20 protein-coding genes, 1 tRNA gene and 1 riboswitch are annotated in these 25,057 nt (G+C 75.3%); of the genes, 9 read left to right on the forward strand and 12 right to left on the reverse strand.

The genetic code is table 11. From position 1 onward, the window contains the following. Nucleotides 1-27: 27 nt before the first annotated feature. Nucleotides 28-1,227 (reverse strand): hypothetical protein, encoded by a 1,200-nt coding sequence (locus AC24FB_RS05700; protein WP_425714468.1) that lies wholly within the window; start codon nt 1,225-1,227, stop codon nt 28-30. Between the two features lie 211 nt (nt 1,228-1,438). Between AC24FB_RS05700 and AC24FB_RS05705 the strand changes: the two genes are divergently transcribed. After that, nucleotides 1,439-2,233, forward strand: a complete 795-nt coding sequence (locus AC24FB_RS05705) for a hypothetical protein (RefSeq protein WP_425714467.1) — start codon at nt 1,439-1,441, stop codon at nt 2,231-2,233. Nucleotides 2,234-2,451: 218 nt separating this feature from the next. Here the strand turns inward: AC24FB_RS05705 and AC24FB_RS05710 are convergent, their stop codons facing one another. After that, nucleotides 2,452-3,072 (reverse strand): GNAT family N-acetyltransferase, encoded by a 621-nt coding sequence (locus AC24FB_RS05710; RefSeq protein ID WP_425714466.1) that lies wholly within the window; start codon nt 3,070-3,072, stop codon nt 2,452-2,454. 127 nt (nt 3,073-3,199) lie between these two features. On the opposite strand from AC24FB_RS05710, the gene AC24FB_RS05715 reads away from it, so the two are divergent. Next, nucleotides 3,200-3,877 carry a 5-formyltetrahydrofolate cyclo-ligase gene (locus AC24FB_RS05715; protein ID WP_425714465.1) on the forward strand — a complete coding sequence of 226 codons (678 nt, stop codon included), beginning with the start codon at nt 3,200-3,202 and terminating at the stop codon, nt 3,875-3,877. A 9-nt stretch (nt 3,878-3,886) separates the two neighbouring features. Here the strand turns inward: AC24FB_RS05715 and AC24FB_RS05720 are convergent, their stop codons facing one another. After that, on the reverse strand, nt 3,887-6,727 hold the full coding sequence (locus AC24FB_RS05720) for a penicillin acylase family protein (RefSeq protein WP_425714464.1): 2,841 nt from the start codon (nt 6,725-6,727) through the stop codon (nt 3,887-3,889). Nucleotides 6,728-6,857: 130 nt separating this feature from the next. Between AC24FB_RS05720 and AC24FB_RS05725 the strand changes: the two genes are divergently transcribed. From AC24FB_RS05725 to mscL, 3 genes are all read left to right on the forward strand, one after another. Further along, the gene (locus tag AC24FB_RS05725) at nt 6,858-7,238 is read left to right on the forward strand and encodes an FmdB family zinc ribbon protein (RefSeq protein WP_425714463.1); all 381 of its coding nucleotides are present in this window, start codon (nt 6,858-6,860) and stop codon (nt 7,236-7,238) included. A 95-nt stretch (nt 7,239-7,333) separates the two neighbouring features. Further along, nucleotides 7,334-7,987, forward strand: a complete 654-nt coding sequence (locus AC24FB_RS05730) for an SAF domain-containing protein (protein ID WP_425714462.1) — start codon at nt 7,334-7,336, stop codon at nt 7,985-7,987. A gap of 84 nt (nt 7,988-8,071) precedes the next feature. Continuing rightward, entirely contained in the window at nt 8,072-8,458 is a 387-nt protein-coding gene (mscL, locus tag AC24FB_RS05735) for a large conductance mechanosensitive channel protein MscL (protein ID WP_425714461.1), read from the forward strand. 186 nt (nt 8,459-8,644) lie between these two features. On the opposite strand, the gene AC24FB_RS05740 is transcribed toward mscL, so the two are convergent. From AC24FB_RS05740 to AC24FB_RS05750, 3 genes are all read right to left on the reverse strand, one after another. Then, complete coding sequence (locus AC24FB_RS05740; protein WP_425714460.1) at nt 8,645-8,860, reverse strand: hypothetical protein; 216 nt, start codon at nt 8,858-8,860, stop codon at nt 8,645-8,647. After that, entirely contained in the window at nt 8,857-13,353 is a 4,497-nt protein-coding gene (locus AC24FB_RS05745) for a hypothetical protein (protein WP_425714459.1), read from the reverse strand. Before AC24FB_RS05745 ends, AC24FB_RS05740 begins: the two co-directional genes overlap by 4 nt. Before the next feature lie 274 nt (nt 13,354-13,627). Beyond that, nucleotides 13,628-13,700, reverse strand: a tRNA-Arg gene (locus tag AC24FB_RS05750). A 143-nt stretch (nt 13,701-13,843) separates the two neighbouring features. Here AC24FB_RS05750 and AC24FB_RS05755 point away from each other — a divergent pair. Both AC24FB_RS05755 and rocD read left to right on the forward strand, forming a co-directional pair. Continuing rightward, a complete protein-coding gene (locus tag AC24FB_RS05755; RefSeq protein ID WP_425714458.1) occupies nt 13,844-14,491 on the forward strand; it encodes an SRPBCC family protein in 648 nt (215 codons plus the stop codon). Between the two features lie 2 nt (nt 14,492-14,493). After that, nucleotides 14,494-15,705 (forward strand): ornithine--oxo-acid transaminase, encoded by a 1,212-nt coding sequence (rocD, locus tag AC24FB_RS05760; RefSeq protein WP_425714457.1) that lies wholly within the window; start codon nt 14,494-14,496, stop codon nt 15,703-15,705. 122 nt (nt 15,706-15,827) lie between these two features. Here the strand turns inward: rocD and AC24FB_RS05765 are convergent, their stop codons facing one another. From AC24FB_RS05765 to AC24FB_RS05780, 4 genes are all read right to left on the reverse strand, one after another. Then, a complete protein-coding gene (locus tag AC24FB_RS05765) occupies nt 15,828-16,730 on the reverse strand; it encodes a universal stress protein (protein WP_425714456.1) in 903 nt (300 codons plus the stop codon). Between the two features lie 223 nt (nt 16,731-16,953). Continuing rightward, nucleotides 16,954-17,760 carry a C40 family peptidase gene (locus AC24FB_RS05770; RefSeq protein WP_425714455.1) on the reverse strand — a complete coding sequence of 269 codons (807 nt, stop codon included), beginning with the start codon at nt 17,758-17,760 and terminating at the stop codon, nt 16,954-16,956. Between the two features lie 3 nt (nt 17,761-17,763). Continuing rightward, nucleotides 17,764-18,549: a C40 family peptidase gene (locus AC24FB_RS05775; RefSeq protein ID WP_425714454.1), complete on the reverse strand. Its 786-nt coding sequence runs from the start codon at nt 18,547-18,549 to the stop codon at nt 17,764-17,766. A 7-nt stretch (nt 18,550-18,556) separates the two neighbouring features. Then, nucleotides 18,557-18,705, reverse strand: a riboswitch (cyclic di-AMP (ydaO/yuaA leader). Between the two features lie 370 nt (nt 18,706-19,075). After that, nucleotides 19,076-19,753 carry a metal-dependent transcriptional regulator gene (locus AC24FB_RS05780; RefSeq protein ID WP_425714453.1) on the reverse strand — a complete coding sequence of 226 codons (678 nt, stop codon included), beginning with the start codon at nt 19,751-19,753 and terminating at the stop codon, nt 19,076-19,078. 199 nt (nt 19,754-19,952) lie between these two features. Between AC24FB_RS05780 and serC the strand changes: the two genes are divergently transcribed. Beyond that, nucleotides 19,953-21,050 (forward strand): phosphoserine transaminase, encoded by a 1,098-nt coding sequence (gene serC, locus AC24FB_RS05785; protein ID WP_425714452.1) that lies wholly within the window; start codon nt 19,953-19,955, stop codon nt 21,048-21,050. Nucleotides 21,051-21,099: 49 nt separating this feature from the next. Here the strand turns inward: serC and AC24FB_RS05790 are convergent, their stop codons facing one another. After that, entirely contained in the window at nt 21,100-22,434 is a 1,335-nt protein-coding gene (locus AC24FB_RS05790) for an MFS transporter (protein WP_425714451.1), read from the reverse strand. A 7-nt stretch (nt 22,435-22,441) separates the two neighbouring features. Continuing rightward, nucleotides 22,442-23,872 (reverse strand): NCS2 family permease, encoded by a 1,431-nt coding sequence (locus AC24FB_RS05795; protein WP_425714473.1) that lies wholly within the window; start codon nt 23,870-23,872, stop codon nt 22,442-22,444. A gap of 221 nt (nt 23,873-24,093) precedes the next feature. On the opposite strand from AC24FB_RS05795, the gene AC24FB_RS05800 reads away from it, so the two are divergent. Next, nucleotides 24,094-25,041, forward strand: coding sequence for an NAD(P)-dependent oxidoreductase (locus tag AC24FB_RS05800; protein WP_425714450.1), 948 nt, complete (start codon nt 24,094-24,096; stop codon nt 25,039-25,041). Nucleotides 25,042-25,057 lie beyond the last annotated feature (16 nt).

Consider the following 25,057-nt stretch of genomic DNA (forward strand, 5'->3'; position numbering starts at 1 on the left):
CTCGGCAGGGCCGGCCGCAGGTGCGGGTCAGGCGCCCTTCGCCCGGCGGCGCGCGAGTGCGGCGTCGAGGTCGAGGACGGGGGCCTTCGGTGCGTCCGGAGCCGGGGCGTCGGCGCCCGAGCCGGCCACGACGGACCCGGCCGAGCTCGGCCGGGTCGGGCGCAGCGGCACGCGGGCGGACGGCGCGACGGGCGGCTCGAAGGCCGGGGCGGTACGGCGCTGCGCACCCGAGCCGTCGCCGGACCACCGCGAGGCAGGCACGGGCACCGGCGTCCACGCGCCCGGGGCGTCCTCGGTGCGGGGGGCACGAGCAGGACCGTCCTCGCGGACCTCGCCCGACCGACCCAGGGGCTCGGCGGCAGGCTGCGGGTCGCTGTGGGGGGTGAGCTGCGCGGAGGCGACCGTGGCCCAGGTGCGGGCGGCGACGCCGTCGGGGGCGGACGTGGCGGCGCGCCCGGCGGGCGTGGCCTCCTGCTCGTCCGTGTCCGTGCGCTCGGCGTCGGCACGGCTCTCGGCGTCCGTCGAGCCGACCGCGGCGGGCAGCTGTGCGCGGGTCCGGTCCTGGCCCGCCCCGGTCGCGCGCTCCTCGGCGCTCTCACCGGCCTCGAGCTCGCCGGCCGCGCGCGGACGGCGGGCGAGCTCCTTGAGCTCCCCGTCGATCCGACGGATCTCGGCGCGGTCGACCGAGTTGAGCATCCGCCGCTCGCCGGCCGCCCGGACCGACAGGGCCACGACGGCGACGAGCAGCAGGCTCGGCACGATCGCGGCCGCCAGGTGCCAGCCGGCGTAGTGCACGAGCGCCCAGGCGGCGACGGCGAGCAGTCCGAGGACCACCTGGTACATCGTGCGGCGGTTGCGGGCAGCGTCGCGTCGACTCATCCGGGCAGCCCGCTGCGAGCGGGCATGGGCGAGGTCGCGGGCACGCCGCGCCGGCTCGGAGAGGCGGGGCTTGATCGTGCTCATGGCGCGTGACTCCGGTCCGACGGGTAGCAGCAGCGGTGCGGTGGGTCGGTCGGCCGCGCTGCGCGCGACCCGACCGGGATGGCCGGGCGAGGCCCGACCCCGGCGCCCGCCGTCACCGACGGTCGCCACGACCCGCAGCCGGTCGGAGTACCGGTCCTCGAGCCGCGTGGCGGCCATGAGGCGACGGCGGTCCGCGACGGCGGGCAGCGCGTAGACCAGGAGCATGACCACCGCCGCGGCGAGGACGTAGCCCTGAAGATCCACGAATCCCACGCTAGGTCGGCGCGCGGGCAGGATCCGGGAGGCGCGCGGACGTGACAGCGACCGCATTCCGCACCGTTGCGCCGAATCGGACGGCGCCCCTGGCTACGCTGCGACGAGCCCCCCGGGGCCGATGCAGCCGGGCGCCCGCCGCCCCGCATCCCCACCCGACGATCACAGGAGCTCCAGCCCTATGCGCACCACCACCCGGAGGATGACCGCCAGCGTCGCGCTCGCCGCGGCCGCCGCCCTCACGCTCGCCGCCTGCGGGAGCGACGGCGAGGACGCGACGCCCGCCGAGGAGCCGACCTCCGAGGAGGCACCGGAGGAGGAGGAGACCACCGAGGAGACCGAGTCGGAGTCCGAGGAGACCCCCTCCGAGGACGAGGAGTCGGAGTCCGAGGAGACCCCCTCCGACGACGCCGCCGGCGGCGAGTCCCCGAGCGAGTCCGCGAGCGACGAGGGCGGTGCGTCCGCCGGCGCCGGTTCCGCTGCTCCCTGGGCCAACGAGGTCACCGAGGACGGCGAGCTACTCGGCACGATCGAGGCCGGCGACGTGACGGTCGACGTCTACCAGGTCGGCACCGGCCAGGCGACGCGCTCGAGCATCTGGGCGGACCCGGACACCGACGAGCCGATCGTCAACGAGGGCGACGAGGTCCTCATCCTCAACTACGTCGTCACCAACAACGGCGACCCGATCACCCTGACCTACGGGCTGGTCGACGCGGGCCTGAGCTACGACACCTGGCCCTACATGCAGCAGCCGTCCGTCTCCGACACCGACCTGCTCGAGGAGAACGGCGTCAACGACAACGCGGTCAACGGCGACTCGCTCGGCGAGGACACCTACGTCCTCGGCACCGGCGAGCAGTACTCGGTCGGCGAGGTCATGCTCTACCAGCCGGGCGAGGCCTTCACGGTCGAGGTGTCCTACGAGCCCCGCGACGACGCCGGCGAGCGTCTCGGCGAGGAGTTCGAGGGCGAGCTCACCGGCACCGTCGAGTAGTCCGCCGCCGGCGCCCCGCGCGCCGCGCACTCACCGGCCCCGTCCCGCACCCGCGGGGCGGGGCCGGTCCCGTTCCACCGCCGGGCCGGGCCGGGTTCGACCGGCGCCTCGCCCTCGGGCCGTTCGGTCCCGCGTCCTCGGGTCGGTCCCGCGTCCTCGGGTCGGTCCCGCGACCTCGGGTCGGTCCCGCGACCTCGGGTCGGTCCCGCGACCTCGCGTCAGTCCGTCCCGCCCGACGACGAACCGCCGTCGAGATGGCGCCGCACCGCCCCGGGCCCGCGCCCGTGGTCCCCGGCCAGCAGCGCGAACGAACGATGGTCGCGCCAGTCGCCGTCGACGAAGATGAGCCCCCGCCTCGGGCCCTCCTCCGTGAAGCCCAGCTTGGCGACCACGCGCAGGCTCGCCGCGTTCTCCGGCCGCACGTCGATCTCGACCCGGTGGATGCCGAGCTCGTCGATGAGATGGTCGGCCACGAGCGCGACCGCCCGGGGCGCGATCCCCCGCCCGGCCACGTGCCTCGACACCCAGTACCCGATCGATGCCGTCCAGCTGGACCCGCGCGTGACCGGCTGGGCCGTGACGGCCCCGACGATCTCGCCGCCGAGCACGACGACGAACGGCAGCGCCTCCCCCGCGCGTGCCGCCCTGCGGTTGGCCACGACCTGCTCACCGACACTCATCGGTCGCCCGGGCGCGGGTGACCCGGCCATCCACGGCTCGAGCCAGGCCCGGTTCGACTCGAGCAGCGCCTGCCAGGGGCGTCGGTCGCGGCGGCGCAGGCCGCGCAGCACCAGCTCGTCGTCGTGCAGCTCGACGGGCCAGGTGGTAGGCGTGGGCACGCCTGAGAGGGTACGGCCCGCCCACGTCGGGCACCGCCGCGCCACCGCCTACGCCGGGGGCGAAACGGTGGCATCTTCCCCCCTGGTCGCCGCGCCTCGGACCCCGATCCTTGGCATGATGGTGGCCATGCACCGGCGCATCCTTGACCTTCCGCGCGTCGACCATCTCGAGGTCGACGACGCGAAGCAGATCCTTCGGGCGACCGTCAGGGACCACCGCGCGCGACGGCAGGACACCGACCGGGCCCGGGACGGGATCGCGATCGCCCGCCACGTGCTCCCGCTGCTCGACGGCGCACGGACGGTCGCGCACCACGTCTCCCGCCGTGCCGAGCCGCCGTCGCTCCCGACGATCGAGACCCTGCACGAGACGGGCGTGCGGATCCTCCTGCCGGCGCTCGGGCCGGGGCTCGCCCGGGCCTGGGCCACCTTCCGCGGCACCGACGACCTCGCGGAGCGCGCCCCGGGCCGCCCGCTCGAGCCCTCCGGCGACCCGATGCCATCCGAGGCGATCGCGGAGGCCGACGTCGTCGTCGTCCCCGCCCTGGCCGTCGACCGACAGGGCAACCGACTCGGGCAGGGCGGTGGCTGGTACGACCGGGTGCTCAAGCACCTCCCGCCGAGCACGCCGGTCTGGGCCGTCCTTTTCGACGACGAGCTGGTCGACGGCCCGCTCCCCCACGGCCCGCAGGACGTCCGGGTGGCCGGCGTCGTCCAGCCCTCGGGGACCACGAGCCTGCTGCCGCCCGACGACCCGTACGAGACGACGGCCAGCGGGGACAGCGCACCCGCGCGCGGGGCCTGATCCCGGCGCTCAGCCGCCGGGCGTGAGGACGAACCGGTCGTCCTCGGCCTCCTCGACCGCCGCCCGGCTGAACGCCCACGGGAAGGTCTCGCCCTCGGCCCACGCCTCGGCCTGGTCCGTGTAGTGCGCCGAGGCCGGGTGCCCGCTCGTCCCCGAGGTGGTCACCCAGGTCGAGGCGTCGAGGTCCGCCATGTCGACGACCATCCGCATCGACGGTCCCGCGGTGACCGCGTAGCTCGGCCGCCCGTACTCGTCGCGGGCCGAGGTGCTGTAGCTCGTCGCGTTGACGACCGCCGAGCCGCCGGGCACGCCGACCGGCTCGGGGTTGACGTACCGCCGCACGAGGCCGGGCACCCCGTCCCCGCCGAGCACCGGGTGCTGCGGCGCGAAGACATGGAGGTCGCCCCAGCGCCAGGTCGACGGGTCCTTCCCGAGGCGGGCGGTGAGCTGGTGGCGCCCCTCGACGAGCGCCTGGCCGAGGATCTCGTCCCGGGTCTCGACCACGTTGACGGTGGTCCGGTCGTCCCAGTGGCGGTCCGAGGGCTCGGCCAGCATCTGCTCGAGCACGAGGAGCCAGCGGTCCCCACCGTTCGGCGCCTGCGCGTCGGGCAGCTCGTCACCGAGGGTCATCGCGAGGATCTCGACCCACACGGCGTTGAAGTAGGCGGCGCCGGCGGAGTCCACGTCGTTCGGGTAGCCCTGCTCCGCCCAGTCCTCGAGGAGGGCGACGGCCTCGGCCACGAACGGGTCCTCGACGTCGACCTCGAGGAGGTAGGGCACGACCACCTCGCCGAACGGGCTGGCGTCGTCGAGCATGATCTCGTTCGCACCGTCCACGGTCAGCGGCTCACCCGCGGCGAGCCGCTCCTCGAGGAGCGTGCGGATGCGCTGCGAGCGGTACCCCGCGTCGTAGTCCCCCGTGAGGAACGGCTCCGTCCCGGGCGGGAGCACCGCCTGGTTCGCGGCGACGACGAACCCCTCGGCCGGGTTGAGCGCGGCGGGCATGTCCTCCGGCGCGACGAACCCCTGCCAGGCGTAGCGCTCGTCCCACCCGGGGCGCGGCCACGAGCCGTCGGCGGGGAGCTCGGCGTCCGGGACCTCGCCGCGCACGGGGATCCGGCCGGGCGCCTGGTAGCCGATGTCGCCGTCGGCGGTCGCGAACACGATGTTCTGGCTGGGGACCTCGAACAGCTCGGCCGCGGCCGCGACGTCCTCGGCGGTCGCGGCGCGATTGAGGGCGAACACCGCGTCCCCGGTCCGGCCGGGGGTCAGTGCCGTCCACTGCAGCGCCACCGAGTACCCCTCGAAGTGCGCCTCGGGCGAGTCCTCGGGCACGGGGACACCGGCGGCCGCCCGGGTGTCGCCGAGCACCTCGGAGACGATCGGCCCCGCCTCGGTGGACAGGACCTCGAGGGTGACGGGGTCCCCGCCGTCGACGAGGATCGTCTCCGTGCGTCGCTCGAGCGCGAGGCGCTCCTCGCCGCGGAGGTAGGTGCCGTCGGAGAACACCCGCTCGAGCGTGAGGTCCATGACGTCGGCGCCGAGGTTCGTCAGCCCCCAGGACAGCTGGTCGTTGTGGCCGATGATGACGCCCGGCATGCCGGCGAACGAGAAGCCGGTGACGTCGAACGTGCAGTCCGCGTCCAGCTCCACGCAGTGCAGGCCCACCTGGTACCAGAGATTGGGCTGCTCGAGCCCGAGGTGCGGGTCGTTGGCAAGGATCGGCTCCCCCGTCGCCGTGTGCTCCCCGGCCACGACGAACGAGTTGGACCCGATGCCGTCGCCCTCGCCCAGGAGCACCGGCACGGCGTCGAGCGCGCTGCCCGCCGAGCTCACGGCGTCGCCCGCCCGGTGCGAGGTCAGTGAGGAGGCTGTCCCCGCGATCGGGTCGGTGACGGCGCCGCCCAGCGGCCCGGCCCCCGGGATCGGGGCGGCGCCCGGACCGGTGTCGACCTCTGTGCCGGCCTCGGCACCCGGCACGGCTTGCGCGTCCGGTGCGGCGTCGGCGTCCGTCTCCTCGGTCGGCGCCTCCGAGTCACCCGAGGGACTCTCGCCGGGCTCCCCCGACGGGCTCTCGCCGTCCCCCGGAGCCGGGGCGGCGGACGCCGACTCCCCGCCCCCGTCGCCGCCCTCGGGAAGGATCGGGGCGTGCTCCTCGGCAGGGTAGGCCGGGAACAGGCCGTCGACGACCTCGACGTCGCCGAACATCGGCCGCAGGGCGCCCGCGCGCGCCACCTCGTCGTTGTAGTTCCCGCGCAGGTCCCAGGCCATGGCCTTGAGCCAGGCGAGCGAGTCGACGCCCGTCCACGGGTCGATGTCCTCGACGTCCGTGCTGAGGGACAGGACGGTGTACTCCAGGCCGAGCCGGGAGGCCTCGCGGCCGTCGAGGTAGGCGTTCACGCCGTCGGCGTAGGCCGTGTACAGCGCTCGGGACTCCTCGGTGAGCAGCTCCCACTCCTCCTCGGCGACCTCCCGCCAGCCCATCGTGCGGATGACCATGTCGGCCTCGACCGCAGCGGGGACGTCGCCGACGAGCTCCGAGAGCCGACCGGAGGTGACGTGGCGCCGGTAGTCCATCTCGAAGAACCGGTCCTGGGCGTGCACGAACCCGAGCCCCGCCATGAGGTCCTCGTCGGTCTCCGCGTACAGGTGCGGCACGCCCCGTTCGTCGCGCAGCACCTCGACCTCGGCGGTGAGGCCGGGCACCTGCTGCTCCCCCGAGTGGTCCGGCAGGGGTCGCCGGACGAGGTAGGTCGCTACCGCGACGACCGCCACGGACAGGACGAGCACCACGGCGAGAAGACTGACGAGCGCGGTGCGCCACCTGGAGGACGAGGATCGGGCTGCCACCGCCCGAGCGTATGGCGCGCGGGTCGACCGGCGACGCAGGTCACTGCGCGCGTCGAGCCGACGGCGCTAGCATTGGCACTCGACGGGGCCGACTGCTAGCGCCGCCCCACGAGACCGGAGGTCCTCCCAGGTGCCGACGTACGCCTACCGCTGCACGCTGTGCGGCCACGAGCTCGAGGCGAAGCAGTCCTTCACGGACGACGCCCTCACGATCTGCCCCGAGTGCGGCGGCGCCCTCCGCAAGCTGTTCAGCTCGGTCGGCGTGGTGTTCAAGGGCTCCGGCTTCTACCGCACCGACTCGCGCTCCGGGTCCGGCTCGAGCGGATCCGGCTCGTCGTCGAGCGTCGCCGGTTCCTCGTCGAGCTCCTCGTCCGACTCCTCGACCGGCACGACGCCGGCACCCGCCTCCGCGTCGACGTCCGGCTCCACGGGCGCCGGCTCGGGGTCCTCGGGTTCGGGGTCCTCGGGCTCGGGCTCCTCGGGCACGGCAGCGGCCGGCTCCGCCGCCTGACCCACCCGGGCGCACAACGCGCCCTGCCGAAGCCCCGTCCACAGGCGACGACGCCGCGGCGGCCTCCTGCTCTCCCCGCTGCCTAGCGTCGGAGCATGACGAGAGCCACCTCCCCACCCTCCCGCAGCGCCGGGGCCCGCCTGCGCCGCGGCGCGTGGCGCTGGCGCCATGCCGTCGCCGCGGTGTGCCTGGCCGGGGCCGCGTCCGTCGCGATCGGCGAGCTGAGCCCACCACCTCCGACCACCACGACGGCCGTCGCGCTGAGCACCGACCTGCCGGCCGGCCACGTCCTCGGCCGCGGGGACGTCGGCACCCGCGACCTGCCCGTGGGCGACGTGCCGGCAGGGGCGCCGGCCGACGTCGAGGCAGTGGTCGGCCGCCCCCTCGCCGTACGGCTCACCGAGGGCACGGTTCTCGGCGAGGGGATGCTCGCCGGCGCCGGGGTGGCCGCCGCGCCGGGCGAGGTGGTGGTCGCGGTGCTCGTCGCGGACGACGGGAGCGCGCATCTCGCCGAGCCAGGGCTGCGCGTCTCGCTGCTCGCCCCGCCCACCGACGGCGGACCGGCCGAGGTCGTGGCCGAGAACGTGCTCGTGCTGGGCGCCGTCGAGGACGAGGAGGGTGGTCTGCTCGGCGGCGGCGACGAGAGTGACGTCACTCGCATGTATGTTTCTGCAACGCCGGACACCGCTACCCTCCTCGTTGGCTCAAGTGCCTGGACCCCGCTGAGCGTCGTGCTCGGACCGAGCTGACCGGGGGCCGGCGTGAGCCGGCGCGCACCCGGCGCCACTCTCGTCACCCCCCGGTCCCACCCGCACAGATCCTCGGAGGTCAGCATGCTCAACGGTTTCAAGGAGTTCATCTCCCGCGGCAACGCGATCGACATGGCGGTCGGCATCATCATCGGCGGTGCGTTCACGCCGATCGTCACCGCCATCACGGACAACGTCCTGCTCCCGCTCATCGGCGCGATCTTCGGGCAGCCGAACTTCGACACGATCGGCCAGTTCGTCGTCAACGGCGCCACCATCTCGCCCGGAACGATCGTCACCGCGCTCGTCAACTTCCTCCTCATCGCCGCCGCCCTGTACTTCGCGGTGGTCATGCCGATGAACAAGCTCGCCGAGCGTCGTAAGACGGACGAGGAGGAGCCGGAGGAGAAGGCGGACGACGTGCTCGTCCTCGAGGAGATCCGCGACCTCCTGCGCACCCGCAACGTCTGACCGGTACCTCCGCGTCACGCAGGTCCGGCGTCGCCCACCGGCGGCGGACCGACGGCCCATCGCCCCCCGCGGGGCGGTGGGCCGTTCCCGTTCCTGCCCCGGGCAGCGTCCGCGGCACCGCCCCCGGCACGAGCGACGGCGCTCGCGGCGCCCCGGAGGTCCGAGGCGTCCCAGCTGTCGGAGACGTCAGAGGCGGCCGAAGTGCGGTGGGACCTCGCGCAGGAGCCGCTGGTCGGCGGCCGAGGGCGGACCGGACGACGACACAGGCGCGTCGGCCGCAGCGGTGTCCTCGACCGGCTCGGGCGCGTCGAACGCATCCTCCGGCCGGACGAGGTCGCCCTCGGCCAGCCGGCGCCGGTCGGCGGCCGACAGGGCGATGACCCGTCGGCGTCGTCCGGTCACGGCCAGGTTCCGTCGGTGCCCTGTCCGGCAACGTCGTCGGCGTCCGTGCCCGTGGCCGGCGCGGCCGGGGACACCCCGGAGTACGCGCCGCGGCGGGCCGCGACCTCGTCGAGCACCACGCGGCGCAGGCGGTCGGCCTCAGCCTGCGGGTCGAGGAAGATCGAGACGGTGAACGCGCGCTCGACGCGCCAGCCCGCACGCGCGAGCACGGCGCCCCGGTCGAGGCGGCGGCGCAGGCTGTGCTCGCCGGCGTCCTCCCCCGCGTCCGTGAGCACCGCGACGAGGCGCTGCCCCGGCAGGTCCGGGTGGCCGAGCGCGAGAGGCACGTCGACCGCCCCGCGCAGGTCCTCCTCGATGACGAGGCCGAGCCTGCGCAGCCGTCGAACGAGGTCGCCGAGGATCTCGTCCCGGGTGTCCTCCTCGGGCGACCCGGTCGTCTCCGCCGCCCGCACCTCGCCGTACGTCTCCTCGCGCAGCCAGGCCGGCACGGGATCGGGGGTGTCGTCGTCGGGGGTGTCGTCGTCGTGCGCCGCCTCGCCGGCGACCGGGTCGGCGAGGTCCTCCGCGACGGGGCGCTCGTCGCCGTCGTCCTCCGCGTCGACGGCGCCCCCGTCCACGGCGTCGAGCCGGGCCGTCGCCCCCGGGTCCACCCCGGCGTCGTCCGTCGGCCGCTCGGCGGCGACGGCCTCGGCGTCCGCGCCCGACGACGCGGCGTGCTCCACCTCGGCGTCGGGTGCCGACGCGCGCTCGGTGCCCGTCGTCGATCCGTCGCTCGCTCCGGCGACGACCTCGGGATCCGGGCCGGCCTCGCCCGCGGGCGGGGCGCCGACCGCCTGCTCGCCCGCGACCTCGGTCCCGCCGGAGGCCCCGCCCGCGGCGTCGGCCGGTGCCCCGGCGTCGGGCACGGTCCCCGCACCGCCGGCGAGGTCGAGGAGCTCGGCGAGCATGTGCGCGCCCTCGTGGTGGATACGGGTGCGGTCGATGGCGCCGGGGCCGATCGTCGAGACGACGACCAGCGACTCCCGGGGCGCGGCGAGCGCCGTCACCATCCGGGTCCGGCCGTCGGGGCCGGACAGGTCGCCGAAGCGGTGGACGAACCGGCCGTGCGCGTTCGCGCCGAACCCGACCGAGAGCACCACGACGTCGCGGCGCAGACCGCCGGCGTCCGCGAGGTCGGCCACGACGAGCGGCTCGACGAGCCGGGGGTCGAGCGCCGCCTCCAGGCCGGGGTCCTCGGCCGCCGCCTGGGACAGCGCCTCGCGGACGCGCGAGGCGTGCCGCGGGGACGGGGTGACGACCGCGATCGAGGCGAGCGGGGCGTCGTGCACCTCCCGGCTCACGGCGTCGACCACCGCGCGGACCTCGGCGTCGACGCTCTCGACGACCTCCTCGCCCGGCGGGGGCGTCCCGTAGCCCTCGACGAGCTCGAGGCGGACGCCGCCGTCGGGGCGGACGGACGGGACCGGGGCGACGGAGTCCTCGTAGCCGTGCGTGGCGAGCAGCCGAGCCGCGCCGGGCACGAGGGGCCCGCGCACGGCGGGCAGCTCGACGGCGGGCAGGACCTCGGCGAGGGCGTGGGTGGCGCCGCCGGGGTGACGGCGCACGTCCCCGACGACGACGACCTGCCGCGCCCGGCCCGCCACCGAGGCGACCTGCGCGAGCGGCAGCAGCTCGGTGCCGTGCAGCACGACGAGGTCGACGGTGGGGCCCGGCGGGATGATCTGCGCGACCAGGAGCGGGGCGGCCGCCCGGACGGGCCGGATCGTCGGCGCCACCTCGGGATGATCGGCGAGCGCCCGGCCGAGGGTCGCCCCCCGGTCGGCCGCGAGCTGCTCCCACAGGTGGGCCGCCTGGGTCCGGTGGGTGCGCACCGCGCGGCGCAGCCGGTCGGCGGTCGCGGACCGCACGGCCGGGACGAGCGTGGCCCGCTGCTCCGCCTCGCGCCGCTCGAGGTCCGCGAGGTCGGCGGTCAGCTCGGCGGGGTCGCGCCCGGCGAGCGCCGGCTCGTCGGCGAGGACCTGCTCGAGCACGGAGCTCCACCACGCGAGGTCGAGCTCGTCCGCGACGAGGTCGTCCGGCACGGCCCGCTCGACGAGGTCGTCGACGAGCTCGCCGAGCCCCTCGGCGCGCAGCTCGTCGACGAGACGGGTCCGCTCCGGCAGGGTCCGCAGCGCGGTCGTGTCGGCCTCGAGGGCGTCGATCCGTCGCCGCAGCTCCGCCAGGTCGAGGTCCTCGAGCGCGACGGTGTCGTCGTCGGGCTCGAGGACCGCGCCGAGCGCGGCCACGTCCTCGCTCGTCTCGCGCTCGAGCTCGCGGATGTCGGCGAGCCCGTCGGGCAGCCGGGGCCAGCCGCCGCCGGTGGAGTGGCGCCGCCAGATCTCCCGCTGCTCCTGGACGCGCAGCAGCTCGGCGTGCAGGTCGGTGACCGACCGGCCGGGGCGCACGAGGTCACGGGCCTGCCGCGTGAGGCGACGGCGCATCCCCGCGGACAGCTCGACCTCCTGGCTGCGGCGCTCGTTGCGCGGTGCCGTCGCCGCCACCATGTCGGCGGCGGAGTGCTCGAAGATCTGCGGCAGGAAGACGTCGAGCGCGTCGGCCACGCCGTCGAGCATCGCGAGCTGCTCGCGCCATTCCCGCAGGGTGGTGGCCCGTCTGAGACCGGTCTGCACGGCGGTGCTCTGGACGAGGTCGTCGACGGCCGGGAGCTCGACCCGGGTGAGCCGCTGGACCCGGTCGAGCGCGTCGGCGGCCTGCTGGTTGGTGGTCAGCCGCGCGCCGTACCAGGGGGTGCTCGAGCGGCGCAGCGTGAAGGCGCCGAGGATCGCGGCACGCGAGAGCCGGACCGCGGCCCCGCGTCGGGCGTCCCCGGTCAGCGCCCGCAGGTCCTCCCCCGAGATGCGGGCACCGGTGCGGGGTCCGGGCGTGCGGGCGGTGAGGCGGGCGAGCGCCTGCAGGGCGTCGAACAGCGAGACGCCCCAACCGTCGTGGCGGCGGTGGAGGGAGTCGAGCTGCTCGCGCACGCCGGCGCGCGTGGCCCGCAGCTCCTCGCGCGTCCGGGCCACCGTCGCCTGGTCGACCGTGACGGCGGGCGCCTCCATGCCGCGGCGGATCGACCGGGAGGCCTCCTCCCGCCAGCCGCCGTCGGCCCGCAGGTCGAGGACGAGCTCGCCGAGGCCCAGCTCGTGCAGATGGGCGACGGTCGACCGGCCGGTGCGCCGGTCGCCGGGGACGTAGGCGACGGTCCGGCCGTCGGCCGCCGAGGCCGCGAGGATCGCCGCGACGACGCCCACGTCGTCCGCGCCGGGCGGGGCGTCGACGACGAGCTGGTACCCCTGCGTGACGAGGCGCACCGCGCGCTCGCCGGCCACCTCGACGTCCCCGACCGCGCGCTCCTCGTCCGGGTCCGGGTCCGTCCCGTCGTCGGGCGGGAGGGTGGTCGCGAGCGTGCTGCGCGCCTCGAGGTCGCCGGCCAGCGCGGCCACGACGTCGGACGAGGCGAGGTGCGGGACCATCGACTTCAGGTCCTCGACCGCGACCTGTCCCGGGTGCAGGAACGTGCCGACGACGACCCGGTCCTCGATCTCCAGGCCCGGCAGGTACCGCGCGGCGAGCTCGGCCACCCCCGCGAGCGCCTCGCGCTGGCTCGAGGCCGGTCCCAGCGCCGGGAGGTGGTCGGTCGGCTCGCCGGGCAGGCCGGCCTCGGTGAGCGCGCGGGCGAGCACGGGGTTGAGCTCGACGGCGCGCTCGAGGGTGAGCTCGACCTCGCCGTCGGCCGAGACCGGCTGCAGGCGGACGCCGCGCAGGAAGACTGGCGTGCGGATCGTGCGCGCGAGCGGGGCCTCCGCGCCCTCGTCCGCGCGTCGGCCGGCGGGCGGCGCGGTCGGGTCGAGGTCGGCGTCGTGCTCGTCGCCGTCGACCACCGGGGGCGGGAGCGCCGACCAGGTGGCGACCCCGGTCGCGAGGTAGGTCGGGGCCACCCCGAAGCGCTGGGCGAGGTCCTCGGCCCGGGCTCGGACGAGCCGGGCGTGCTGGTGGGCCGCGACGGCGGCGTTGCGCTCCCGCACGAGGTTGGACAGGCGCGTGGGGCGACCCGCGTAGAGCTGGGCGGTGCCGCCGGGGTGGGCGTGGGTGAGGTCGAGGACGGCCTCCCCGAGGTCGTCGTCGTCCCCCAGGCCCTCGGCGCCGAGCGCGGTGAGGTCGGCGACCCACCGCTCGACGGCGCGGGCGACGACGGCGGTCCGGCTCGAGCGGCGCTGCGGCGACGGCGTGCCCGCGCCCTGCCCGGACGCGTCGGACGCCTCCTGCGCCGCCCCCGCACCACCGTCCGGGTGCTGCTCGGGGACGTCACCGTTCGCCGGGTCCTCCGGCGTCGAGGGGGCTGCTCGCCCCGGGCGACGGGCGGGCCGGTCGTGGTCTCCCCGGGCCACGGTCCGCTCGCGCGAGCGGTCGCTGTCCCGGCCGCGGCGGAAGGGCGGGATCGGCGGAGGCGTCATCCCACCAGGGTAGGCGGGGCACCGGCGTGGGGCGCGGAGCACGGGCGCACACCGCCGGAGATGTCGTGCCGCGACGTCGTGCGGCCCGGGCGCCGCACGGATCCTCGCCACGAGTCTCGTCGTCGGGACCTCGCAGGGTGCGGACATGAGAACGGAGCGTGACGCGCAGGGGGGGGCAGGCGTCACGCTCCGTCGAGCACCCATTCTGCCGACGTCGACCGGTCCGCGCAAGCCCCTGAAGGTCGTGCGCGTCACGTCGGCGCCGCGGCGCTCGTGCCCTCGGGCGGATTCGAACCGCCGACACCCGCTTTAGGAGAGCGGTGCTCTATCCCCTGAGCTACGAAGGCCAGAAGGCCCGCCAAGTTTATCGCGCCCGGGCCGCCCGCCCCGCGCGGACCGACCACATGGCGGCCCGGACTGACGGAACGGCATCCCGTGTGGCAGGCTTCACGTCAGGCGCAACGTCGCGCCACGACGATCGGGGGCACCGATGATCGCAACCGTCTCGACGACGCCGACCGCGCTCGTGATCGAGAAGGTCCTGGACACACCGATCGACGCGATCTGGCGCGTCCTGTCCGTGCCCGCCCTCCACGTGGCGGCCGACGCCAGCGACATGCTCCGCGGGGCGCGCTCGCCGCGGCCGATCGAGGCCCTCGGGGACCAGTTCACGATGGACATGCAGCACGGCCAGGAGGGCGCCCACTACGTGACGGTCAACACCGTCAGCGACTTCATCCCCGGACGGTCGATCGGCTGGATCGTCAACGCGCCGGATCGTCGCCTCGGCTGGGGCTGGCGCTACGACCTCACCGCCGTGCGGCCGGGCGGCACGCGCACCCGCGTCCGGCTGACCTACCACTGGGGCGACGCCTCGCCGGAGGCGCTCGCGTCGATCGGCGTCCCCATGCCGGCGATCCCGGCCGAGGTCCTCGAGCGCGGGCTCGAGCTGCTCGAGGTCGAGGCGGCGCTGACCCCCGCGCCGGACGTCGACGAGGGCGCCCCGCCGGTCGCCGGGGCGCCCGGGATCAGCCCCTCCGCGCGGACGTTGCCGCCGTCCGAGCCGCTGCCGGTGCCGGACGGCGCGGAGGATCCGGAGCCGGCCACCCCGGTCGCGGCGCGGGCCGCCGAGGTCTGACCGTGCCCGCCCCCGCCTCCCGGCTGGCCCGGAACTACGCCCCGCTGCCGGTGACGGTGGTGCGCGCGGAGGGTGCCTGGGTCGAGGACGCGGACGGGGCGCGGTACCTCGACCTCCTCGCGGGCTACTCGGCACTCAACTTCGGGCACCGGCACCCGGACCTCGTCGCGGCGGCCCGCGCCCAGCTGGGTCGCTCGACCCTGGTCTCCCGGGCGTTCGACCACGACCTGCTCGAGCCGTTCGCGGCGGCCGCCACGGACCTGACGTCCACCGAGATGCTGCTGCCGATGAACACCGGGGCCGAGGCGGTCGAGTCGGCGATCAAGGTGGCCCGTCGGTGGGGCGCGCAGGTCCGTGGCGTCCCGGCGGAGCGGGCGACGATCGTCGTGGCCGACGGCAACTTCCACGGCCGGACGACGACGATCGTCTCGTTCTCCACGGACCCCGACGCCAGGGAGGGCTACGGCCCGTACACGCCGGGCTTCCGCCACGTCCCGTTCGGGGACGCCGAGGAGCTGGCGGACGCGGTCGACGACGACACGGTCGCGGTGCTCCTCGAGCCGGTCCAGGGCGAGGCCGGGGTGGTCGTGCCGCCGGCCGGCTACCTGCGGGCCGCCCGCTCGATCACCGAGGAGGCAGGGGCGCTCCTCGTGCTCGACGAGATCCAGTCGGGCCTCGGCCGCACCGGCGCCACCCTCGCCCAGGACCTCGAGGGGGTCCGCGCGGACCTCACCACGCTCGGCAAGGCGCTCGGCGGCGGGATCGTGCCCGTCAGCGCCGTCGTCGGCCGTGCGGACGTGCTCGGCGTCCTCACCCCCGGCAGCCACGGGTCGACCTTCGGCGGGAACCCCCTCGCGTGCGCGGTGGGGATCGCCGTGTGCGAGCTGCTGGCGGACGGCACGATCCAGGCCCGGGCGACCCGCCTCGGCGAGCTGCTGGGGGCCCGCCTCGACGCGCTCGTGGCCGACGGTCTGCTCGCCCGCGCGCGGCGCATCGGGCTGTGGGCCGGGATCGACCTGCCGGGCGGCCTCACGGTGGACGGACGGCGCGCCGACGGGCACGACCTCTGCGTCGCGCTCGCGCGTCGCGGGGTCCTGGCCAAGGACACGCACGGCGCCACCGTGCGCCTCTCCCCTCCCCTGACGATCGACGAGGCCGACCTCGAGGCCGCGCTCGACGCCCTGCGCGCGGCGCTCGTGGAGCTCGCGGCCTGACGGACGCTGAGCCAGGCCCGTTCCGTCGTCCCCCGCCGGCGCGCCCCTGGACCGCGCCGCGCATCGGCCTGGTCCGGGGCCGGGTCCCGCGGCTAGGCCGGGTCCGGGGCCGGGTCCCGCGGCTAGGCCGGGTCCGGGGTCAGGCCCGCGTCCTCCACCCGGGACGGCGTGACGATGACGGGACACTTGGCGTGCCCGAGGACCGCCTGCGAGGTGGACCCGAGGACGAGTCCGGCGAAGCCGCCGCGCCCGCGGCTGCCGACGGCGAGCAGGTCCACCTGCTCCGAAACCTCGGCGAGGACCGCCGCCGGGTTCCCGTCGACGGCCCTGCGGTGGACGGTGATGTCCCGGCCGGCCAGGAGCGGCTCGACGACCTCGTCGATCGAGGCACGCACGTCCGCGAGGATCTCCTCGTGGTCGACGGTCGAGGGGACCCAGGCCATCGCCGACGCCCCGGCCGTCAGTGGGACGGCGGCGACGGCGTGGACCTCGGCCCCGAAGGACTCGGCGAGGTTGAGCGCCACCGTCACCGCGAGGCGGGCGGAGGGTGAGCCGTCGACGCCGACGGCGATCCGCCGGATCGGCACGAACGGCTCCTCGCGCGGCGCGGGCACGACCACGGCAGGGCTGTGGGCGTGGGCGGGCACCGCGGACGGCACGGCGCCGAGCAGTCGGTCGGTGAACCCGCCGCCCCCGCGCGTCCCGCACACGACCGCCCGCGCGTCCTTCGACAGCTCGATGAGCACGCCCGACGGGTCCCCGGGGTCGACCGAGGTGCGCACGGGAACGCCGTGGTGGGCCACGCGGGCCGCGGCGTCGTCGACGACCGCCTGGGCGGCCTCCCGCACGCTGGCCTCGTCGACGACGACGGTGCCCGCGCGGCCGGCGGCCATGTAGCTGGGGAGCCGGTACGCGCAGACGATGTGCAGCCCGAGCCCGCGGACCGCGGCGACATGGGCGGCCCAGTCCAGGGCGCCGAGGCTGATCTCCGAGCCGTCCACACCGACGACGATGTCCTGCGTCATGGCACTCACCCTTCCTCGCGACGTGTGCAGGACCATTGTGCCGCCTGAGGAGCGATCGGCGACCGGACCAAGGTCACGAACGGGGGCGCATCTCCCGTGCGCTGCGCGGTCGGGCCTCGCCGTCGGGGTTCGTCGTCGGGCATCGAGCTCGACGACGACGGCACGACGACGACGCCCCGCCCCGCTCGAGGCGGGACGGGGCGAGGTCGGTGGTGCGGTGGTGTCAGCCGACGCGGATGTAGGTCGGCGCGCCGAGCCAGGAGTTCGGGCCCACGCGGGTGCCCATGCTCTCGTTCCAGGCCCCGATGTTCTGTCCGTCGCCGATGTAGATGGCGACGTGGCCGGGCGTGTAGATGATGTCGCCCGGACGCGCCTCGGAGGCGGGCACGCGGGTGCCGGCGGAGAGCACGGCGGCCGGCGTGCTGCCGACCTCGTGGCCGAGCTGGCGGTAGACGTAGCTGACGAAACCGATGCAGTCCCAGCCGGACGGGCTCGTGCCGCCCCAGACGTAGGGCGCACCCTGGTACTGGAGGGCGATCGAGACCGCGGCGCTGCCCGAGGCGCTGGCCGCGGGGGCCGGGGCCGGCTCGGCGGCGGCCTGCGTGGCCGCCTCGGTCTGGGTCTCGGCCTGCGGCGCCGCCTCCTCGACGGCGGGCTCCGGCGCCTCCGCGCGCTCGTCGGTCCGGGAGGCCGCGGCCTCCTCGCGCTCGACGGGCTCCGGCTCCGGCTCGGGGGCCGGCTCCGGCTCGGGGGCCGGCTCCGGCTCCGGCTCGGGGGCCGGGGCAGCGTCGGCGGTGCCGAAGACGCTGGCGGTCTCGACGTCGTACGTGGCGTCGGCGGCGACCGTCAGGGCGGCGTTCGTCGGGACCACGCGGTCGGAGACCTGCGAGATGCGCTCGGTGGACTTGGAGCCGGCCTCGACCGCGGGGTCGGCGGCGGCGGAGGTCGCGGCGACCGCGACGATCATCGAGGCGGAGACGGCCGCGAGGGCGGTGCGGCGCGCGGGGAGACCCTGGAACGTGGTGGTCATGGATCAGCCCGCCACTCGGATGTAGGTGGGGTTCGCGCGGTAGATCGGCGACTCGTGGGTCGGCGTGCCCGGGTTGCGGGCCGCGATGTGGTTGCCGTCGCCGGTGTAGATACCGATGTGGCCGGGCCACCAGACGAGGTCGCCGGGGCGGGCCTCGGCGGCCGAGACGACCTGGCCGGCGCCGCGCTGGGCCGCCGAGGAGCGCGGGATCGAGATCCCGGCCTGGGCGAACACGTAGGAGGTGAAGCCGGAGCAGTCCCAGCCGCTGGGCGAGGTGCCGCCCCACACGTAGGGGACGCCGACGTACTGGCGGGCGATGGCGACGATCGAGCTGCCGGCGGCCGACGGGGCGGCGGCCGGGGCCTCGGGCTCCGGGGCGGCCTCGACGGCGGGGGCCTCGGCCGGCGCCTGCTCGGCGACGGGGGCATCCGCGGCGGGCGCCTCGGCGACCTCGGCCTGCTCCTCGGCGACCTGCTCGCGCTCGGCGTCGCGGGTGGCGGCCTCGTCCTCGCGGACGACCGGCTCGGGCGCGGGCTCCGGCTCGGGGGCCGGGGCGGCGTCGGCGGTGCCGAAGACGGACGCGGTCTCGACGTCGTAGGCCGCGTCGGCGGCCACGGTCAGCGCGGCGTTCGTGGGAACCACCGCGTCGGTGACCGAGGCGAACGTGCCCTGGGTCTTGTCGACGGCCGACTCGGGGGCGGGGGACGCTGATGCCGACGAGGCGGCGACCGCGACGACGATCGACGCCGAGACGGCGGCGAGCGTTGTGCGGCGGGTAGTGCTCTGCACGATGGGGGACCTCTCCTGTGACCTCTACGGGGTGAGCTGTCGGGTTCGGACTGGGAGAGCGTCCGGCGCAGCCCGGAAGGCCGCGCTTCACCCCAAGACCGGTCGCCCGGCCGTACTACCTGGTTCCCCCGCCCCTGCCGCGGTGGTTCGCACCTACCCGGGGCGGCGACAGGGCTCGAAGTCCGTCCGGGTGCGCCCCCAGCGGGAGGCACGGGTAGGACAGTAACCATTCCGAGACCAAAAGTCACACCTCGGTAACGACACTGTGTGGAACGTCACGGAATGGACACGCGGCCCCGGTCAGGTGCCGGAATTCCGCGGAATCGTGCGGGAGATCGCGCCGTCACGCTCTGTCCACACCCCGGCCACCTGAGGGTTTGACCCGCCCTTGGGGCGGACCCGAAGGTCACGGAACCACATCGGCCGTGACCTGCGCGGGCCGAGGACACGCCCGGCGCCGGGGCGGGAGACACGCCCGGGGGCGGGGCGGGAGCGGCTCGTCGGGGCCGTTCGTCGCGCGGAGGCGTCAGGCGACGACGGCGAGGTGACGACCGTCGGCCGGCGTCATCTCGAGCACGAGCTCCTGCCCGGCGTCGAGCTCGAGCACGTCGTCCCGGCGCGTGACCGTGATCGACGCCCCGGGGAGCAGGCCGCCGCTGCGCATGTCGGCCAGCAGTCCGGTGTGCACCTGGAGCGGCTCGCCGATGCGTACAAGGGTGAGCTCGCGGCTCTCGCCGTCCTGCAGGTCGGCGACCGCCTCGGACAGCGAGGTCATGCCCGGGTCCGCCGCCGGGGCGTCCGTGCCCGGGATCGGGTTGCCGTAGGGGTCGTTGGTCGGGTCGCCCAGCAGGTCGACGAGGCGCTCCTCGACCCGTCCGGACATCACGTGCTCCCAGCGGCAGGCCTCCTCGTGGACGAACGCCCAGTCGAGACCGACGACGTCGACGAGGAGCCGTTCGGCGAGGCGGTGGCGGCGCATGACCTGCACGGCGGCGTCGCGGCCCTCCGTGGTGAGCTCGACCTCGCGGGAGGGGCTGAGGTGGAGCAGGCCGTCGCGCTCCATGCGGCTGACGGTCTGCGAGACCGTGGGGCCCGAGTGACCGAGCCGCTCGGCGATGCGCGCCCGCAGCGGCGGGACGCCCTCCTCCTCCATCTCGACGACAGCCTTGAGATACATCTCGGTGGTGTCGATGAGATCGCTCATGGTGTCTCCGGTGCACGAGGACGTGGCGGGGCAGCTGCCCCGCGTGCCCGCTCCGGGCACACCCTCGACCTTACCCGCCCGGCCCGACATCCGACCCGGTCGGCAGACGCCCGGCCACGAGCGACGGTCGCCTGGTCACGGGCGGCGGACGCCCGGAGCCTCGGCCCTGCTGCGGTGGGATGATCGACCGGTGGCCGACGTGACGATCCCTTCCCACCTCCTGCCCGCCGACGGGCGCTTCGGCTCCGGCCCCACCCGGGTCCGGGCCGGCCAGCTCGCGGCGCTGACCGCCGCCGGGACCGGCGTGCTCGGCACCTCGCACCGGCAGGCGCCGGTCGAGCGCCTCGTCTCGCGGGTGCGCTCGGGGGTCGCGGAGCTGCTCGGGCTCCCGGACGGCTACGAGGTCGTCCTCGGCAACGGCGGGTCGACGGCGTTCTGGGACGCGGCCGCCTTCTGCCTCGTGCGCGAGCGCGCCCAGCACGCGGTGCACGGCGAGTTCTCGAGCAAGTTCGCGACCGTCACGGACCGCGCGCCGTTCCTCGCCCCCAGCGTGCGGGTCGAGGCAGCACCAGGGTCCATCGCGCGCCTGTCCGCCGTCGAGGGCGTGGACGCCCACGCGTACCCGCACAACGAGACGTCGACCGGCGCCCTCGCCCCGGTCGAGCGGATCGGTGGGGCGGACGCGCTCACGCTGGTCGACGCCACGTCGGCCGCCGGCGCGGTCCCGGTCGACCTCGCCGCGACCGACGCCTACTACTTCGCGCCGCAGAAGGCGTTCGGGGGCGACGGCGGCCTGTGGGTCGCCACCCTCTCCCCCGCCGCGGTGGCGCGGGTCGAGGAGCTGACGGCGAGCCGCTGGGTGCCGGCGTTCCTCGACCTCGGCGCGGCGCTCGCGAGCTCGCGCAAGGACCAGACGGTCAACACCCCCGCGCTCGCCACTCTCGTCCTGCTGGCCGAGCAGCTCGACTGGATGCTCGAGCGCGGCGGGCTGGAGTGGTCCGCCGGGCGGTCGGCCGAGAACGCCGCGCACGTGTACGCGTGGGCGGAGCAGCGATCGTGGGCCGCGCCGTTCGTCGAGGAGGCCTACCGCTCCCCCGTCGTCGCGACCGTCGACCTCGAGGGGGTCGACGCCGCCGCGGTCGCCGCGGTGCTGCGGGAGCACGGGGTGGTCGACGTCGAGCCCTACCGCAAGCTCGGGCGCAACCAGTTGCGGTTCGGCCTGTTCCCCGCCGTGCCGCTCGCGGACGTCGAGGCCCTCACGGCGTGCATCGACCACGTCGTCGAGGCGCTGGGCTGAGCCGCGCCTCGGGCACGACCTCGGCGGAGGCTCCTGCCCCCCGGCATCCTCAGGTCTGACGCCCCTCCTCGGCGGCGCGGGCGGCACGCTCGCGCGGCCCCTCGTAGGTGAGGTGCCGTCGCGGCTCGCGGTCGAGCCCCACCCGCACGTCCCACGCGCGCCGGACCCACAGGGCGGCGACCGCGGCCACGAGGATCGAGGGCACGGCCCCGACGAGGATCGAGGTGCGGGCGCCGAACTGCTCGGCGATCCAGCCGACCAGGGGCGCGCCGAACGGGCCGGTGCCGAGCAGCACCATCATGTACAGGCTCATCACGCGGCCCCGGTAGGCGGGATCGGTCGACGTCTGCACGGTGGCGTTCGCGGACGTGAGCATGGTGAGCACCGTGAAGCCGACGGGCACGAGCGAGGCCGCGAACCACCAGAAGCTCGGGGCCAGCGCGGACAGCAGCGAGGCCACCCCGAACGCGAACGCGGCGAGGATGACGGTCCGCACCCGCGGGTTGCGTCGTCGGGTGGCCATGAGCGCCCCGAGGAGCGACCCGACGGCCATGACCGACCCGAGCACCCCGTACTCCTCCGGGCCGCGCTCGAAGACCTGCCGTGCCATGACGCCCTGGGTGACCGCCTGGTTCATACCGAGGCTGGAGACGACGCCGACGGTCACCATGACGACGACGAGGTCGGAGCGGTGGCGCACGTAGGCGAGTCCCTCGCGGAACTGGCCGCGGGCGCGGGGCACGACGTCGCGCGGGTTGAGCTCGCCGACCCGCATGAGCGTGAGGGCGAGGATCGTCGCGCCGAAGAACACGCCGTTGGCGACGAACACCCAGCCCGTCCCGACCCAGGCGATCGCGAGGCCCGCGAGGCCCGGTCCGACCATGCGGGCGAGGTTGAACGAGGTCGAGTTGAGGCCCACGGCGTTCGGCAGGTCCGCGGGCTGAACCATGTCGGAGACGAAGGTCTGGCGCACGGGCCCGTCGAACGCCGAGGCGCAGCCCAGGGCGAACGCGAAGCCGTAGACCATCCACAGCTCGACGGCGCCGGAGAGCACGAGGATCCCGAGGCCGAGCGCGAGGGCGCCCATCGCCCCCTGGGTGAGCATGAGCATCTTCCGCCGGTCGACCCGGTCGGCGGTCACGCCGGCGATCGGGCTGAGCAGCAGCGCGGGCAGGAACTGCAGCCCGGTGACGATGCCCATGGCGATGCCGGAGTCGTCCGTCAGCTCGGTGAGGACGAGCCAGCCCTGGGCGACGCGCTGCGCCCACGTGCCCGTGTTGGCGATCATCGACCCGAAGAACCACAGCCGGTAGTTGAAGTACCGCAGCGAGTGGAACGTCGAGCCGAGGAACCCGCGCCTCGGGCCCGTGGACGCCTGCGTCATCAATCGATCAGATCCCCAGCAGGTCCTGGATCGGGCCGAGGGCGAAGTAGATCGCGAACGCGACGACGACGCCCCACATGAGCGGGTGCACCTTGCGCACCTGGCCGGTCGTGGCCATGAGGATCGCGTAGGCGACGACGCCGACGCCGATGCCCACCGCGATCGAGTAGGAGAACGGCATGAAGATGATCGTGAGGAAGGCCGGGATCGCGAGCGACAGGTTCTTCCAGGGGATGTCGACGACCTGCTGCATCATGAGGAACCCGACGACGACGAGCGCGGGGGTGGCCGCCTCGTAGGGCACCGCCTCGGCGAGCGGCGCGAGGAACGTCGCGAGCAGGAAGCAGGCGCCCGTGACGATCGTCGACAGGCCCGTGCGGGCGCCGTCGGCCACGCCGGCCGCGGACTCGACGAAGGACGTGTTCGAGGAGACACCGCCCGCGCCACCGGCGGCGGCCGCGATCGAGTCGACGACGAGGATGCGACGCGTGGCCGGCGGGTTGCCGTCGGCGTCGAGCAGGTCGCCCTCGGAGGCGACGGCGACCATCGTGCCCATCGTGTCGAAGAAGTCGGCGAGCATGATCGAGAAGATGAGGACGAGGACGGCGACGAAGCCGATCTTCTCGAACGCCCCGAACAGGGAGAACTGGCCGAGCGTGGCGAAGTCGGGGACCTGGACGATGCTGCCCTCGATCGCCGGGACGGTGAGGCCCCAGCCGCCGGGGTTCGACCCGTCGGGGGTCTGCGCGCCCGGGCTCGCGACCGCCTCGACGATCACCGCGATCACGGTGGCGACGACGATGCCGATGAGGATCGCGCCGCGCACGTTCCGGGCCATGAGGACGAGGATGAGGAGGAGTCCGATGATGAAGACGACGAGCGGCCAGGAGGCGATCGAGCCGCCGATGCCGAACTCGAGCGGCGTGCCCGCCCCGGGCCGGACGATGCCCGCGTTGACCACGCCGATGAGGGCGATGAACAGGCCGATGCCGACCGAGATACCGGTCTTGAGGGAGGGCGGGACGGCGCGGAAGATCGCCTCCCGCAACCCGGTGAGCACGAGGACGAGGATGACGATGCCCTCGAGGACGATGAGGCCCATCGCGTCGCCCCAGGTCATGCCCTCCATGCTGACGACGGTGTAGGCGAGGAGGGCGTTGATCCCGAGCCCGGCGGCGATCGCGAGCGGGAAGTTGGCGACCGATCCCATGAGGATCGACATGACGCCGGCGACGAGCGCGGTGCCGGCGGCGATGGCGGCGAAGTTCGCGCCGTCGGTGCCACCACCGAGGTAGTGGCCGGTCGAGTCCGGCGTCGAGAGGATGATCGGGTTGAGCACGATGATGTAGCTCATCGCGAAGAACGTGACGAGGCCACCACGGACCTCGCGCCACGGGGTCGAGCCGCGCTGCCGGATCTTGAACAGCCGCTCGAGCATGTTGTCCGCCGGTACTGGGGTTGCGCGGCCGGAGGTGGGCTCCGGGGCGGTCGCGTCTGCGTCGGGGGTCACAGTCGGTCATTATGGACGCCTCCGGCCGTTCTCCCTAGTCCCTGACCACGGCGGGGGCCGGCGCGCCGCCGTCGGTCGTCCCCGGCCGCCGCCCCCTCGCACCGCCCGCCCACCGCCCGCGCACCCCGGTCCCGACGGAGGAAGTCGCCATGAAGCTGCTCGTCACCAACCGCTCCGACCTCGACCTCGAGATGCCCGACGGCGTCACCGTCGTCCCCCTCCGCGAGGGCCACGAGATCCCGCCGGAGGACCGCGACGCCGAGGGCGTCGTCGCGTGGGGCACGCCGACGCTGCTCACCTCGGTGGCCCGCGACCTGCCGGACCTGCGCTGGGTGCAGTCCCTCGCGGCCGGGACCGACCTGTTCGAGGCGGCGGGCCTGCCGGCCGACGTCGTCCTCACCTCGGGACGCGGGCTGCACGACGCGACCGTCGCCGAGCACGCGGTCACTCTCGCGCTCACCGTGCTGAGGCGGATGCCGCAGCTGCTCGCGGCCCAGCGGGAGTCGCGATGGGCCGACGAGCTGCGCCGCCCGCGCTCGATCCAGCCGCCCGAGCGGGTCGCCTCGCTCATCGACGCGCGCGTGCTGATCTGGGGCTTCGGGTCCATCGGGCAGCGGCTCGCCGGGATCCTCTCCGCGCTGGGCGCGAGCGTGCGCGGGGTGGCGCGGTCGGCCGGCGAGCGGGGCGGGTACGACGTCGTCGCCCAGGACGGGCTCGACGCGGCGCTGGCGGAGACCGACATCCTCGTCATGGTCCTGCCCTCGACCCCGGAGACCGAGCTCGCCCTCGACGCACGGCGGATCGCCCTGCTCCCCGACCGCGCGATCGTCGTCAACGTCGGCCGCGGGGCCACCCTCGACGAGGACGCGCTCGTCGACGCCCTCGAGGCCGGCACCCTCTCCGGTGCCGGGCTCGACGTGAGCGAGCAGGAGCCGCTGCCGCCGGAGTCACGGCTGTGGCAGGCGCCGAACCTCGTCTACACGCCGCACGTGGCGGGCTACCGGGCGCACGGCGGGAAGCAGCTGATCGAGCACAACCTGGGCGCCCTGCTGGCCGGGGACGTCTCGGCCATGCGCAACGTCGTCGACCGCGGCTGAGCAGCCCCCCGTTCGT

The sequence above is a fragment of the Georgenia sp. Z1344 genome (assembly GCF_057652375.1).

What these genes read in the sequence shown, in the direction of transcription:
- AC24FB_RS05800 (WP_425714450.1), top strand. Translation starts at nt 24,094, where the DNA reads ATGAAGCTGCTCGTCACCAACCGCTCCGACCTCGACCTCGAGATGCCC.
- AC24FB_RS05715 (WP_425714465.1), top strand. Translation starts at nt 3,200, where the DNA reads ATGCACCGGCGCATCCTTGACCTTCCGCGCGTCGACCATCTCGAGGTC.
- AC24FB_RS05790 (WP_425714451.1), bottom strand. Translation starts at nt 22,434, where the DNA reads ATGACGCAGGCGTCCACGGGCCCGAGGCGCGGGTTCCTCGGCTCGACG.
- AC24FB_RS05755 (WP_425714458.1), top strand. Translation starts at nt 13,844, where the DNA reads ATGATCGCAACCGTCTCGACGACGCCGACCGCGCTCGTGATCGAGAAG.
- AC24FB_RS05770 (WP_425714455.1), bottom strand. Translation starts at nt 17,760, where the DNA reads ATGACCACCACGTTCCAGGGTCTCCCCGCGCGCCGCACCGCCCTCGCG.
- AC24FB_RS05705 (WP_425714467.1), top strand. Translation starts at nt 1,439, where the DNA reads ATGACCGCCAGCGTCGCGCTCGCCGCGGCCGCCGCCCTCACGCTCGCC.
- AC24FB_RS05795 (WP_425714473.1), bottom strand. Translation starts at nt 23,872, where the DNA reads ATGCTCGAGCGGCTGTTCAAGATCCGGCAGCGCGGCTCGACCCCGTGG.
- AC24FB_RS05730 (WP_425714462.1), top strand. Translation starts at nt 7,334, where the DNA reads ATGACGAGAGCCACCTCCCCACCCTCCCGCAGCGCCGGGGCCCGCCTG.
- AC24FB_RS05765 (WP_425714456.1), bottom strand. Translation starts at nt 16,730, where the DNA reads ATGACGCAGGACATCGTCGTCGGTGTGGACGGCTCGGAGATCAGCCTC.
- mscL (WP_425714461.1), top strand. Translation starts at nt 8,072, where the DNA reads ATGCTCAACGGTTTCAAGGAGTTCATCTCCCGCGGCAACGCGATCGAC.
- AC24FB_RS05780 (WP_425714453.1), bottom strand. Translation starts at nt 19,753, where the DNA reads ATGAGCGATCTCATCGACACCACCGAGATGTATCTCAAGGCTGTCGTC.
- AC24FB_RS05745 (WP_425714459.1), bottom strand. Translation starts at nt 13,353, where the DNA reads ATGACGCCTCCGCCGATCCCGCCCTTCCGCCGCGGCCGGGACAGCGAC.